This is a genomic window from Micromonospora kangleipakensis (assembly GCF_004217615.1).
Classification (GTDB): domain Bacteria; phylum Actinomycetota; class Actinomycetes; order Mycobacteriales; family Micromonosporaceae; genus Micromonospora; species Micromonospora kangleipakensis.
The window spans coordinates 6345121-6358354 of the sequence record NZ_SHLD01000001.1; the positions used below are offsets into that span (position 1 = coordinate 6345121).

At 74.1% G+C, this 13234-nt stretch carries 14 protein-coding genes; 6 read left to right on the forward strand and 8 right to left on the reverse strand.

Going from position 1 to position 13234, the window contains the following annotated elements; genetic code table 11:
• Positions 1-65: 65 nt before the first annotated feature.
• Complete coding sequence (locus tag EV384_RS30185; protein WP_130338686.1) at positions 66-1829, forward strand: NAD+ synthase; 1764 nt, start codon at positions 66-68, stop codon at positions 1827-1829.
• A 122-nt stretch (positions 1830-1951) separates the two neighbouring features.
• Positions 1952-2797 carry a 3-methyl-2-oxobutanoate hydroxymethyltransferase gene (gene panB, locus EV384_RS30190; protein ID WP_130338688.1) on the forward strand — a complete coding sequence of 282 codons (846 nt, stop codon included), beginning with the start codon at positions 1952-1954 and terminating at the stop codon, positions 2795-2797.
• Positions 2798-2858: 61 nt separating this feature from the next.
• On the opposite strand, the gene EV384_RS30195 is transcribed toward panB, so the two are convergent.
• The 4 genes from EV384_RS30195 to EV384_RS36950 all read right to left on the reverse strand — a co-directional run bounded on the left by EV384_RS30195 (position 2859) and on the right by EV384_RS36950 (position 5655).
• On the reverse strand, positions 2859-3164 hold the full coding sequence (locus EV384_RS30195) for a VOC family protein (protein WP_130338690.1): 306 nt from the start codon (positions 3162-3164) through the stop codon (positions 2859-2861).
• Positions 3165-3228: 64 nt separating this feature from the next.
• A complete protein-coding gene (gene npdG, locus EV384_RS30200; protein WP_130338692.1) occupies positions 3229-3927 on the reverse strand; it encodes an NADPH-dependent F420 reductase in 699 nt (232 codons plus the stop codon).
• Between the two features lie 94 nt (positions 3928-4021).
• Positions 4022-5455, reverse strand: coding sequence for an RNB domain-containing ribonuclease (locus EV384_RS30205; protein WP_130338694.1), 1434 nt, complete (start codon positions 5453-5455; stop codon positions 4022-4024).
• A gap of 77 nt (positions 5456-5532) precedes the next feature.
• Entirely contained in the window at positions 5533-5655 is a 123-nt protein-coding gene (locus tag EV384_RS36950; RefSeq protein WP_278045655.1) for a hypothetical protein, read from the reverse strand.
• Between EV384_RS36950 and EV384_RS35665 the strand changes: the two genes are divergently transcribed.
• The 3 genes from EV384_RS35665 (at position 5654) to EV384_RS30225 (ending at position 8713) form a co-directional block, all read left to right on the forward strand.
• Positions 5654-6667, forward strand: coding sequence for a hypothetical protein (locus EV384_RS35665; protein ID WP_207232515.1), 1014 nt, complete (start codon positions 5654-5656; stop codon positions 6665-6667). The two genes, EV384_RS36950 and EV384_RS35665, sit on opposite strands and share 2 nt — an antisense overlap.
• 262 nt (positions 6668-6929) lie before the next feature.
• Positions 6930-7361: a hypothetical protein gene (locus tag EV384_RS30220; protein ID WP_130338698.1), complete on the forward strand. Its 432-nt coding sequence runs from the start codon at positions 6930-6932 to the stop codon at positions 7359-7361.
• A gap of 131 nt (positions 7362-7492) precedes the next feature.
• Positions 7493-8713, forward strand: coding sequence for a M48 family metalloprotease (locus tag EV384_RS30225; RefSeq protein ID WP_242624366.1), 1221 nt, complete (start codon positions 7493-7495; stop codon positions 8711-8713).
• A 39-nt stretch (positions 8714-8752) separates the two neighbouring features.
• Here the strand turns inward: EV384_RS30225 and EV384_RS30230 are convergent, their stop codons facing one another.
• The 3 genes from EV384_RS30230 to EV384_RS30240 all read right to left on the reverse strand — a co-directional run bounded on the left by EV384_RS30230 (position 8753) and on the right by EV384_RS30240 (position 11230).
• Entirely contained in the window at positions 8753-9733 is a 981-nt protein-coding gene (locus EV384_RS30230; RefSeq protein WP_242624367.1) for a hypothetical protein, read from the reverse strand.
• A complete protein-coding gene (locus tag EV384_RS30235; RefSeq protein WP_130338700.1) occupies positions 9727-10059 on the reverse strand; it encodes a PadR family transcriptional regulator in 333 nt (110 codons plus the stop codon). The genes EV384_RS30230 and EV384_RS30235 overlap by 7 nt, the downstream gene beginning before the upstream one ends.
• Before the next feature lie 76 nt (positions 10060-10135).
• The gene (locus EV384_RS30240) at positions 10136-11230 is read right to left on the reverse strand and encodes a cation diffusion facilitator family transporter (protein WP_242624368.1); all 1095 of its coding nucleotides are present in this window, start codon (positions 11228-11230) and stop codon (positions 10136-10138) included.
• A 67-nt stretch (positions 11231-11297) separates the two neighbouring features.
• Here EV384_RS30240 and EV384_RS30245 point away from each other — a divergent pair, with 67 nt between their 5' ends.
• A complete protein-coding gene (locus EV384_RS30245) occupies positions 11298-11657 on the forward strand; it encodes an ArsR/SmtB family transcription factor (RefSeq protein ID WP_130338704.1) in 360 nt (119 codons plus the stop codon).
• 166 nt (positions 11658-11823) lie between these two features.
• On the opposite strand, the gene EV384_RS30250 is transcribed toward EV384_RS30245, so the two are convergent.
• Positions 11824-12795, reverse strand: a complete 972-nt coding sequence (locus tag EV384_RS30250) for a quinone oxidoreductase family protein (protein ID WP_207232516.1) — start codon at positions 12793-12795, stop codon at positions 11824-11826.
• Positions 12796-13234 lie beyond the last annotated feature (439 nt).

Sequence of the window (13234 nt, forward strand, 5' to 3'; positions counted from 1 at the left end):
CGGGGTGGCCCGCGTCTCCCGCGTCCCGCCGTGAAGGGTCCGCGACGCTGGGGCAAGATGAAGATATGCCCACCCTGCGTCTCGCCCTGTGCCAGGTCGACCCGACCGTCGGTGACATCGCCGGCAACGCCGACCTGGTCCGCCGCTGGACCCGCAAGGCCGCCGACGCCGGCGCCCAGCTCGCGCTCTTCCCGGAGCTGATGCTGACCGGTTACCCGGTCGAGGACCTGGTCTTCCGCCGCTCCTTCGTCGCCGCCTCGAAGGCCGCGCTCCACCAGCTCGCCGCGGATCTGGCCGCCGACGGGCTCGGCGAGCTGCCGGTCATGGTCGGCTACCTGGACGCGGACGGCCCGCCGCAGGTCAGCGCCGACGCCGAGCCGGGGCGGGGCGCCCGCAACGCCGCCGCGCTGCTGCACCGGGGGGCGGTCGTGGCCACCTACTTCAAGCACCACCTGCCCAACTACGGCGTGTTCGACGAGGACCGCTACTTCGTGTCCGGCAACACGCTGACCGTGGTGCGGATCGGCGGGGTGGACGTCGCGCTGACCATCTGCGAGGACCTCTGGCAGGCCGGCGGGCCGTTCGCGGTGGCCCGACAGGCCGGGGTGGGGCTGGTGCTCAACATCAACGGCTCGCCGTACGAGCTGAACAAGGACGACATCCGGCTGCCACTGGTCCGCCGCCGGGCCGCGGAGGCCGGCGCCACCATCGCGTACGTGAACATGGTCGGCGGCCAGGACGAGCTGGTCTACGACGGCGACTCGATGATCGTCGGCCCGGACGGCGCGCTGCTCACCCGGGCGCCGCAGTTCGTCGAGCACCTGCTGGTGCACGACGTGGAGCTGCCGCCGGCGAAGGAGCCGGTCGACCACGGCGAGGAGCTGGCCGACGGGATGCGGGTGGTCCGGGTCAAGGTCAGCGACATCCTGCCGCCCGCCGACACCGACAACGTCGCGGTCGGCGGGATCATCGAGCCGGTCGCCGACGAGGCCGAGGTGTGGCAGGCGCTGGTGCTCGGCCTGCGCGACTACGTCAACAAGAACCGCTTCCCCTCCGTCGTGCTCGGCCTCTCCGGCGGCATCGACTCCGCGGTGTCGGCGGCCATCGCGGTGGACGCGCTCGGCGCGGAGCGGGTGGTCGGGGTGTCGCTGCCCAGCCAGCACTCCTCGGAACACTCCCGCGCGGACGCCGAGGAGCTGGCCAAGCGGACCGGCCTGGACTACCGGATCCAGCCCATCCAGCCCATGGTGGACGCCTACCTGGCCAACATGTCGCTCTCCGGGGTGGCCGTGGAGAACCTCCAGGCCCGGGTCCGGGGCGTGATCCTGATGGCGCTGTCGAACCAGGAGGGCCACCTGGTCCTCACCACCGGCAACAAGAGCGAGCTGGCGGTCGGCTACTCCACCCTCTACGGCGACTCGGTCGGCGGCTACAACCCGGTCAAGGACGTCTGGAAGACGCTGATCTGGCGGCTGGCCAAGTGGCGCAACGCCGACGCGGCCCGCCGGGGCGAGACCACCCCGATCCCGGAGAACTCGATCGGCAAGCCGCCGTCGGCCGAGCTGAGCCCGGGTCAGCTCGACAGCGACACCCTGCCGGACTACGACGTCCTCGACCCGATCCTGATCGGCTACGTCGACGGCGACCTCGGCCGGGACGGCCTGATCGAGTCGGGGCACGACCCGGCGATCGTGGACAAGGTGCTGCGGATGGTGGATACCGCCGAGTACAAGCGGCGGCAGTCCGCCCCGGGCACGAAGATCTCCATCAAGGCGTTCGGGCGGGACCGCCGGCTGCCCATCACCAACCGCTGGCGCGAGCACGGCTGACCGGCTAACCGGCCGGCCGGAGTGAAATCCTCCACTCTGCCCTGCCGTGAGCCGGCCGTCCGGTGCGACGATCGCGGCGGAACCCGGGGACCGCGGAGGCGGCCTCGAGGAAGGAGAGAGTCATGGTGGAGTCCACCCCGACCGAGGTGACCGCCCTCTACGGCGGGCCGGCCACCCGACGGGTCCGTACCCGCGACCTGATCACCGCCAAGGAGCGCGGTGAGCGCTGGGCGATGCTCACCTCGTACGACCAGTACACCGCCTCGATCTTCGACCAGGCGGGGATCCCGGTGCTGCTGGTCGGCGACTCGGCGGCGAACAACGTCTTCGGCTACGAGACCACCCTGCCGGTGACCGCCGAGGAGCTGCTGCCGCTGGTCCGCGCGGTGGTACGGGCGACCCGGCACTCGCTGATCGTCGGCGACCTGCCCTTCGGCTCGTACGAGGAGGGGCCGACGCAGGCGCTGCGCACGGCGGTGCGGTTCATGAAGGAGGGCGGCTGCCACGCCGTGAAGCTGGAGGGCGGGCGACGCTGCGCCGACCAGATCGCGGCGATCGTCGGCGCCGGCATCCCGGTGATGGCGCACATCGGCTTCACCCCGCAGAGCGAGCACACCCTGGGCGGTTACCGGGTCCAGGGACGCGGCGACACGGCCGACGAGGTGATCGCCGACGCCCGGGCGGTGGCCGAGGCGGGCGCGTTCGCGGTGGTGCTGGAGATGGTGCCCGGCGAGGTGGCCAAGCGGATCACCGCCGAGCTGCGGATCCCCACCGTCGGCATCGGCGCCGGGCCGGACACCGACGCGCAGGTGTTGGTCTGGCAGGACATGGCCGGTCTGCGTACCGGCAGGGCGCCGCGCTTCGTCAAGCGCTACGCCGACCTGGCCGGCGCGCTGACCGACGCGACCCGCCGCTTCGCCGAGGAGGTCCGCGGCGGCGAGTTCCCGGCCGCCGAGCACACGTTCTGAGCACGACGGGCGGTGCGGTCGACCGGCCGCACCGCCCCGCAACCACGCCGGCCGGCTCCGGTCAGCCCACGCAGAACTCGTTGTCCTCGGGGTCGGCGAGCTGGACCGAGTGGTAGTTGCTCTCCGGGTCGTCCATCGCCCCCAGCACCCGCGCCCCGAGCTTCACCAGCCGGGCCACCTCGGCGTCGATCCGCGCCCGCCGCGTCCCAGCCGACGAACTCGGCGAGGGTGCGCCCACCGACAGGTACCAGTCACGCCACGTCGCGTACCCCTCCGGCGGCGGCTGCGGACGGTATCGCAGCGCCTCCGCCCAGAACCCGACGAGCCGCGACGGCTCCCGACAGTCGATCACCAGTTGCCATTCCATCCGTCGATGGTGCCCTGATGGTGTGACAGTGCGCTTCCGGTGCGGTGCGGGGGCGGCAGGTCGGTCAGAGGTCGGTGACCCGGAGGCCGGCGTGCGCCTTGTAGCGCTTGTTGATGGCGATCAGGTTGGCGGTGAACGCCTCGATCTGGTGGGCGTTGCGCAGCCGCCCGGCGTAGATGCCACGCATGCCGGGGATCCGGGCGGCGAGCGCGGCCACCACGTCGACCAGTTCCCGGTCCTCGGTGCAGATCAGCACGTCGAGGTCGATCCGGTCGACCTCGGGGTCGGCCAGCAGCGGCGCGCTGACGTGGTTGAACGCCGCGCAGACCCGGGAGTCGGGCAGCAGCCGGGCGGCCTGCTGGACGGCGCTGCCCTCGTCGACCCGGAGGGCGTACGGGCCCTGCTTGTCGAACCCGAGTGGGTTGACGCAGTCCACCACGATCTTGCCGGCGAGCGGCTCGGCCAGCGCGGCGACGATGGCGGCGTGCCCGTCCCACGGGACCGCGATGATCACCACGTCGCTGTCGCGGGCGACCTCGTCGTTGTCGGCGCCGGCCACCTCCGCGCCGGCCGGGACGCCGGGCAGGGCGGCGATCTCGGCGGCGGACTGCGCCGCGCGCTCGGCGGAACGGGAACCGATCAGCACCCGCTGTCCGGCCCGGGCGAACCGGTAGGCGAGGCCCCGCCCCTGGTCGCCGGTGCCACCGATGATGCCGACGGTCAGCCCGGAGACGTCGGGCAGCGTGGTCGCGTCGTAAGCCATGCCGTCATCCTCGCAAACCGCCCCGCCCGGCAGCAGCGCGAGCCGCTGTGACAATTTCCGCTGACCCCGCCCCGCCCGCCGCGGTCGACGGCGGTCAGGCGCGGTCGAAGAGGACCTTGCGCTGGGTCGGGTCGGCGGTGGCCAGGCGGACCTGGACCCGCTCGCCGAGCGGGAGGTCGCCGGTGCAGCGGGCGCGGACCGGCGGCTCGTCCAGGGCGACCGTGCCGCCGGGCTCCCGGCCGGGCTTCGAGTTGCCGTTCGGCGGCGCGTCCACGTCCAGCACCGCGGCGGAGAAGGTCTCCCCCACCCGGTGCTCCAGCAGCACCGCCTCGGCCAGCTCGATCGCGCCGCGGGTGGCCGCCGACGCCGTCCGGTCGGTCGTCGCCATCACCTCCGGCAGCTTCGGCAGCGCGGCGCGCGCCCAGTCGGGCACCTCCCGGCCCTCGTGCAGGGCCAGGCAGACCTCCGTCGCGTACCGGTCGGCCAGTCGACGCAGCGGCGCGGTGACATGGGCGTACGCGGCGGCCACCCCGCCGTGCTCCGGCTGCTCCGGCGGCTCCCCGTCGAAGGCCGTGTACGCCGCGCCGCGCATCAGCTCGGCCGCCTGATCGATGAAGGCCGCCGCCCGCGGCCGGGAGGCGTCCAGCCCGGCGAGCACCTCGCCGACGCTCCGGTCCGCCGGCCAGTCCACCCCGAGCGGGGCGGCCGCGAGGCGCAGCCGGGCGACCGCCTCCGGCTTCGGCGGCGGCATCGTCCGCAGCAGGCCGATCCGGCCGGCGAGCATGATGTCGGCGGCGGCCATCCCGGTCAGCAGGGAGATCTGGGCGTTGTGGTCCTCCATCGGTCCCGGCCCACGCAGCACCAGCCGCCAGCCGTCACCGTCCGGTTCGACGTCCTGCTCGGGCAGGGGCAGGTTGATCGCGCCCCGGCGCAGCCCCCGGGCGGTGAGCAGCGCGCCGATCTCGGGCAGCAGGGCGATCGGCTCGGGCAGCCGCCCGGCGTCGGCGTCGAGCTGCACGCCGACGTAGTCGAGCTTGGCCCGGCTGCGCACCCGGGCGCGTTCCAGCGCGACGGCGACCGTGTCGCCGTCGGCGTCGAGGTCGATGGTCCAGAGCACCGCCGCCCGGTCGGCGTCGGGCAGCAGGCTGGCCGCCCCCTCGCTGAGCGTGTGCGGGTGCAGCGGCACGTTGCCGTCGGGCAGGTAGACGGTCTGGCCGCGCCGCCAGGTCTCCTCCTCCAGCGGGCCGCCGGGGCGTACGTGCGTGGCGACGTCGGCGATCGCGTACCGGACCCGGAAGCCGCCACCGGGACGGCGGCTGAGGTGCATCGCCTGGTCGAGGTCGCGCGAGGTCGCGGGGTCGACCGTGACGAACGGGATGTCGGTGCGGTCGGCGGCGGCCGGCAGCGGCGCGCCGGCCGCGTCGTCCGCCTCGCGCTGCGCCGCGGCCGGGAAGCCCTCGGGCAGTCCCAGCTCGCGGCGCAGCGCGCCGAAGTCGATGCGGGGCGCCAGTACGCGTCGGATCACCACGGCGTCAATCCTGACAGCGCGGCGCGTGATCCGCTGACCGGCTCGACGTACGGTCGGTCAGCGGCGGTTCCCGGGCGTCAGCCGGCCGCCTTCCGGGCGCTCGCCGGCTTGATCGTCGAACGGCCGGCGACGACCCTCGTGCCGGCGGGCTTCCGGGCGGCGGTGAGCCGTTTGTGGGTGCCGGTCGAGGTGCTCGTCATGGCCTCGACGGGCTCTACGAACGACGCCGCGGAGGTCGCCTTCCTGGCCGCCGCCTTGCGCGTGGTGGTCGAGGAGGCGGCGGTGGCCTTCTTCGCCGGAGCCTTCTGCGCCGCCGCCTTGCGGGCGCCCCCGGTCGGGCGGGTCGAGGTGGTCTTCCTCGCGGCGGTGGTCTTCTTCGCCGGGGCCTTCTTCGCCGCGGTCGTGGTCTTCTTCGCGGCGGTCTTCTTCGCCGCGGGGCCGGCCTTCTTCACCGCCGCGGTGGCCTTCCTCCCGGTGGAGGTGACCTTCCGGGTGGCGGCCGTGGTCTTCGCGGGGGCCTTCTTCGCTGCCGTGGTCTTGGCCGCCGCCTTCCGCGCGGGAGCCTTCTTCGCCGCCGCGGGCGCCTTCTTCGCGGGCGCCTTCTTCGCGGCCGCGGGCGCCTTCTTCGCGGGCGCCTTCTTCGCCGCCGCGGTGATCTTCTTCGCGGGCGCCTTCTTCGCGGCGGCCTTCTTCGCCGCCGCGGTGGTCTTCTTCGCGGGCGCCTTCTTCGCGGGCGCCTTTTTCGCGGCGGCCTTCGCGGCCGGCGCCTTCTTCGCCGTGGTCTTGGTGGCCGGGGCCTTCTTCGCGGGCGCCTTCCGCGCCGCCGCCACCACCTTCTTGGCGGCGGCCTTCTTCGCGACGGCCTGCTTCGCCGGCACCCGACCGGCGCCGGCGCCGGAGGCGTTCGGAGACGCCTTGGTTACCGTCGCCGTCCTGGCCGTGGCGGCCCCCGTGGACCGCCGCGTCGCGGCGGTCTTCTTCGCGGTCGTACGTTTGGCGGCCGGGCGGGTGGTGGCCTTTTGTGCTTCGGCCATCTCGGTTCCCTCCTTGGGGACGTGCTCTCGCGTGGCTCCTCGCGGAGCACGGAGTACCTCGACGCGGGCCGTCCCGCGCCGTCTACCTGCCCTCCCCGGCCCAACGGGCATCCTCGGCTTCCCACGCTTCGTTGCGCTCCTGCACCTTCTGCAAGGCGTTCTCCGCGTCGGCGGCTGAGGCGTACGGTCCGAGAACGTGCTTCGCAGGGCACACGTCGGCATCGGTCTCGACCCGGTGGTGTCGCGTGCACCAGTAGTAGTGCGCACCACTTCCGCTGTCGCTCATGAGATCACTGTGCACCGCGTAGCGTCCGGCCGCCACCGGATCGCCACAAATAGTCGCCGATGTCCTCCACATTAGACGTGCTGCCGGCCGCCGGATGCCGGAACGGCGAAGAACGGGGCAGCCGCGGACCGGGTCGGTGACGCACAATCCCCGGGTGCGGTACGGGGGAGGGACATCGGCACGGCGGCGACGCCGCCTGCTGGCCGCCGCCGTGCTCGTGGCGCTCGTCGCGACCGGGGTGCTGGTGGCGGTGCCGCTGCTGCGGGACCGGTCCCAGCACCGGCTGGACCGGCGCGCCGACCGGGAGGTGACGTCGACCGCGCAGCGGACCCGGGCCGCGCTGCTGGCCGCGCCGTCCGCGTCCGGGCCGGCGCTGCGGGACGCCGCCGGCGCGGTCGACGGGGTCGAGGTGCTGACGGTGGAGAGCGCCGATCCGGGCGTCCGGCTGGCCTTTCGGGTCCGGGTGGCGAAGACCGCCGCCTCGGTCTTCGGCTGGCAGCGGGCGAACGTCGGGGCGTGTTTCGCCCAGGTGGTACGCCCCGCCGCCACCCCGGCGCCGCTCGAGCGGCTGCCCTGCCCGGACTGACCCCGGCCGCCGACGCCCGGCCAGGTCGGTCGAACGGCGGGTACCGCCGGCCACGCCCGCTCGGCAGGATCGGTCGTCATGATCGACACGACGACCGGGGCGGGCGCCTGCCCGCGCTGCGCGGCGACCACGTGTCGCTGCGGGGCGCGGCGCCGTGGTGCGCCGGCTGCGAGTGGAACCTCGACGCGTACGACCGGGACCGACGGCCGCGCGAGTTCGGCTGGGCCTGGGTGGACCGGTGGACGTACCGGTTGGCGTACCGGATGACCGCGCGGCAGTTCGACCGGCTGGTCGGGCGGCCGTTGGACGACGCCGGACCGGCCACCGCTCGGGTGGTCACCGCGGTCGCCTCGGTGCTGCTGCTCGGCGCGGTGCTCGCCCTCGCGGTAACCGGGGTGTGGCTGATCGTCGCGTTCCGCTTCCCGAACCCGTCGGTGGTGCTCGGCGTCGCCCTGCTCGGCCTGGCGTGCGCGCTGCGGCCCCGCTTCGACCGCCTCGACGAGGACGCGGAGGTGCTCACCCGGGACCGGGCACCGGAGCTCTTCGCCCTCGTCGACGAGGTGGCCGCGGCGATCGGCGCGCCGGTGCCGCACGTGGTCGCGGTGGACGGCGACATCAACGCGTACGCCGGCATCGTCGGGGTGCGCCGGCGACGGGTGCTCTGCCTGGGGCTGCCGCTGTGGGGATCGCTGCCGGCGCAGGAGCGGGTGGCGCTGCTCGGCCACGATCTGGGCCACTTCGTCAACGGCGACCCGCGCCGGGGGCTGCTCGTCCAGCCCGTCTTCACCACCCTCGGCACCGCCGCCGACCTGGTGCGTCCGGTGCGGACCGTGACCGGCGCCGGCGTCCTGGAGCTGCTCGGCGCGGCGCTGGCGTACGCCGTCCAGTCGGTGCTGGCCCGACTGCGCTTCGGCGCGCACCTGCTGCTGGTCGGCGTCGCGCTGCGGGACACCCAGCGCGCCGAGTACCTGGCCGACGAGTTGTCCGCCCGGGTGGCCGGGTCGGCGGCGGCGACCGGGGCGCTCGACGCGTTCCTCGCCACCGAGTCGGTGGCCCTCGCCGTACGCCGGGAATCGCAGGCCGGGCACGGGCCGCAGCGGTGGCGGGAGGCGGTCGCCGCGTCCCGCGCGACGGCGGCGACCCGGCTGCCCCTGCTGCGGCAGCTCTCGATTCGCGACGAGGCGTCGCTCTTCGCCACCCACCCGCCGGCGGGGCTGCGGCGGCGGATGCTGGCGGGCCGGCCCTGGCGCGACCCGAAGGTGGTGTTGACCGAGGCCCGGAGGGCCCGGATCGACGCCGAACTGGCCCGGGAGTACGAGCAGGTCCGTCGGGCGGTGAGCTGGTCGGGCTGACCGGTCCGCCCGGGCGTCGCGGGACGGACCGCCGCGGGCTCAGGCGGGCGACGGCGCCGGCTCGGGGGGCGGCGCGTCCGCCGGCCGCGCCGCCGCCGGCCGCGCCGCCCGGATCGCGTACGCGAGCGCGTACGGGGTGCAGGCCAGGTAGAGGAAGGGCTGCAACTCCATCAGGTCGCCGATCAGGAAGATCTCCCACGGCGTCGGCCGGGGCAGCCCGAACGACCAGTCCGTCCAGCTTGCGAAGAGCCACAGCGGCGCGGAGATCCGGTCGATCGTGTCGCCCTGCGGCACCCCGTCGATGACCGTTTCCGGGCCGCCGGCGATGTGGTTGACCACTGTGAGCACGACGGCGAGGTCGGCGACGACGAGCGCGCCGAGCACCCCGACCAGCCAGGCGGCCCGGGTCCGGCCGCGGCCGGCGAGCACCCCGGCGCCGTGCAGCACCAGGGCCAGGCCGGCCAGCCACACCAGCAGGCCCGGCGCGACGCGGACCAGGTCGTCGGTGGTCTCGTTCATGGCGTATTCCGCACCGACGGCGGTCAGGCCGACGGGGAGCACGATGCCGAGCGCGGTGCGGGTCGGTCCGCGCAGGGCGCTGCGGGCGGCGCTGCGGTGCGCCACCCGGGCCAGCAGCACCGCGAGACCCACGGTGAGGGCGGTCATCACCGGCGCATGCGCGGCGTTCGCCCAGCTCGGCATGCTGAGGACCAGGTTGACCACGACGTTCATCACCACTGCCGCAACCAGCAGGATCGCCAGGCACGCCACCGGGGCGAGCAGGAGGGTGGCCGCCGTCCGGCGGATCCGTCCGTCCAGCCGCGACCGGTCGACCAGCGGGCCGGCGGACCGACTGACGGCCAGGCTGCCGGCGAAGTGGAGCATCCGTAGCCCTTCTCCCCGCTCGGCGAGGACGTGCAGCTCGGCGGTCCACTCGCGGGACAGCTCGTCGCGCACCTCGGCCGGCCAGCGCCGGGTCGCCGTCCGGAGCAGGAACTCGGCCACCCGCCGGGTCACCACGCGGGAGCACCCGTCGGCTCGGCGCCACCCCGACGTGGCCGGGGATCGGGGCTGAGCGCCCGCAGCTCGGCGAGCGCCTGCCGGGCCGCGCGGACCCCCTCGGCGGTCAGCCGGTAGTACCGGCGGGCGGGCCGGCGGGCGGCGGTCGGGTCGACCTGCTCCCAGTCGGCGACGAGCCAACCGGCCGCCTGGAGGCGGTGCAGCACCGGGTAGAGGGTGCCGCTGGGCAGGCCGGTGAGCTTCATCAGGTCGAGGCCGTACCGCTCGGCCTCCGGGTCGGCGAGCAGCGCCGAGAGCACCTTCGCCACCGGGATCGTCATCCGCATGGACGTCACTGTATCGGAACTCTACATAGGGGTGGTTCACGGCTTCGCTGACGCCGCTCGCGCCGTTCGGGGTCGATCAGCGGAGGGGCTGCCGGCGCCGGTGGGACAGGTCAGGGTGGTGGTGTCCGCCGGGGTGGCTGTGCGGGTCGGTGTGGACGGTGGCGCCGGTCAGCCGGGGCACGGCGTGGGTGAGCTGATGCTCGGCGTCGGCGGCGATCTCGTGTGCGGCGACGAGGGTGAGGTCGGCGTCCACGACCAGTTCCGCTTCGGCGTGCAGCCGGTGCCCGATCCAGCGGAGCCGCACCGCGGCTACGTCGCGGACGCCGTCGACGGCCCGCAGCGCGGTTTCGGCCTGGTCGACCAGGGCGGGGTCGACGGCGTCCATGAGGCGTCGGTAGACCTCGCGAGCGGCGTCCTTGAGCACGAGTGTGATGGCGACGGCGATGACCAGGCCGATGACGGGGTCCGCCCAGCGCCAGCCGAGTGCGGCGCCGCCGGCGGCGGCGAGGACGGCGAGGGAGGTGTACCCGTCGGTGCGGGCGTGCAGGCCGTCGGCGACCAGGGCGGCGGAGCCGATGCGTCGGCCGACGCGGATGCGGTACTGGGCGACGAGCTCGTTGCCGACGAAGCCGACGACGCCGGCGGCGGCCACCCAGGGCAGGTGTGTCACGTCGGTGGGGTGCAGCAGCCGGGTGACGGCGGTCCAGGCGGCGGCGATGGCGGACGCGGCGATGACCGCGACGATGATGATGCCCGCGAGGTCTTCGGCGCGGCCGTAGCCGTAGGTGTAGGCGCGGGTGGCCGCGCGGCGGCCGAGGAGAAAAGCGACTCCCAGCGGTACGGCGGTCAGGGCGTCGGCGACGTTGTGGAGGGTGTCCCCGAGCAGGGCGACCGAACCGGAGAACACCACGATGACCGCCTGGGCGACGGCCGTGATCCCGAGGCCGACCAGGGAGATCCACAGGGCGCGTAGCCCGTGGCGGGAGGACTCCAACGCGGGGTCGATCTTCGCCCGCGAGTCGTGGGAGTGCGGGACGACGGCGTGGGCCAGCCGATGCCACCACGCGGCGAGCCGGCCGTCGTGACGGTGGCCGTGTTCGTGTTCGTGGTCGTGCGAGTGGTCGTGGTCGTGGTCGTGGTCATGGCCGTGGTCGTGGTCGTGGTCGTTCACCGCTCCCCCAGGTCGTGCGGTCGCACGGACGGTCCGTACCCCCCGACGGCGGCGATAATATGTGCTCATGTACGCACGCGACAATGTTGCAGATGCCAGTGACCTGCAACAACGCCTTCCTCGCGGGCAGGAGGTGGAGGCGGCGACCGAGATGCTGCGGATGCTGGCCGACGGAACGCGGCTGCGGCTGATGTGGCTGCTCAGCGAGGGCGAGTACGACGTGACGGCGCTCGTGGCGGCGGTCGGGATGGCGCGCCCGGCGGTGTCGCAGCACCTCGGCAAGCTTCGGTTGGCGGGGCTGGTGAGCGTGCGACGGGACGGCCGTCGCGCCCTCTACCGCGCCAGGGGCGGGCATGCGCGCCGGCTGGTGACCGAGGTGATGCACGCCGCATCCCACCGGGTGACCGGTGCACCTGAGCACGACTGAGCTCCCGCCATTCTCGACGAGTCCGGTGATGACCGACCCGCCTCGACCCGGCGCGGCCCATGCCCTGGCCGGGCTACGCTCTCGGCCCGCAGCCCACGACAGCCCGAGGCGTGGCCCGGATGTCCTCTGGGCGGGTGCAGCCCGCCAGGGGCCCGGAAAACGGGCCTCACGTCACCGTCAGCAGCAACCTGCCCGGGTACGAAGTCTGCAGACGTCGATGCGCCTCCGCCGCCCGCCCCAGCGGGAACGTCTCGGCAACATGCACCTCGAACGGTCCAGCCTCGATGAGCTCGTTGAGGCGCTGCAACCGCTCGGGACCCGTCTCGCCGTTGTAGGCCCGGACCGTCACGCCGGGTCGCTCGCGCGGTACCGGTTGAACGCCGTTGGGGTACGCGAGCACGCCACCGTCGCGTAGCGCTTCGGTGAGCCTGTCCAGCGTCTCCCCACCGGCCATGGCCAGGATGCCGCCGACGCCGTCCGGCGCCACATCCCGGATCCGGGCGAGCACCTCCACGACGTCGCCGTGACCGTCGACGGACAGGTCGGCACCGAGCCGGGTCACCAGCGCCACGCCCTCCGCCCCGGAGGCAACAGCGATCACGCTGAGCCCCTGCCGCTTGGCCAATTGAACGGCCAGATGCCCCTGACCGCCGCTCGCGCCGAAGATCAGGACCCACTCCCCGGCCGGCAGGCCGAGGACGTCCAGGCCCGACAACGCGGTCAGCGCGTTGGCCGGCATGGCTCCCGCATGCTCCACCGGCACACCCGCCGGCAGCTTCGCGACGTACTGCGCCTTCGTCGCCGCGTACTCGGCGTAGAAGCCGCCTTTCGGCCGTCTGCGGCCATACACGTAGACCAGGTCGCCCACCGCGACGTCGGTCACCTGCCCGCCGACCGCGGCGACGGTGCCCGCCCCTTCGGCGCCGGGCACGATGGGAAACGCGGCGCCCTCGGGCACCAGTGCGCCCTCCCGCTCAAGGGCGTCCCACACCCCCACGCCGGCGCTCCACACCTTGAGCAGCACCTCGTCGTCGGCGATCTCCGGCACAGGCAGGATACGCGGTGTGATCACCTCCGGACCGCCGAACTCGTCGAAGGCCGCGGCCTGCATCCGCTCGGGCACATCCCCGTCGACCATATGGAATTCCTCTCCGCCCTGCTGCTCCCGGACGCCCGGCCCGCCGCGCGATGGCCGCCAGTACGTCGCCCTCCCGGCTTGGCGCTTCCGCCGCCATCAAGGTCGGGAGGTTCCTGCGGAGGCCCCGACGGATGCATCGCCCGCAGCCGGTGGTCCACACACGTCCCGGCCTACTCCGCACGCGCCAGCGTCAACGATCGCAGCATGCCCTGCCCCAGCGCAGTCGGCCCGCGCCTGAGCGCAGTTCACCCAGTCGGGCTAGCGGCGGGAGCGGGCCGGAGCATCGCGCCCCGACGGCCGCTGAACCTGGGCAGTCCGACCGTGACCCCATACGGCAGTTCGCCGAAGAGGTCGTGCCCGCACTACGCGCCGCCGTCGAGGGAAAACGCGGCTGACGCACCTCCGTCGGGGGTGCAGAGAGAAATCCGTAGCGTCCGTA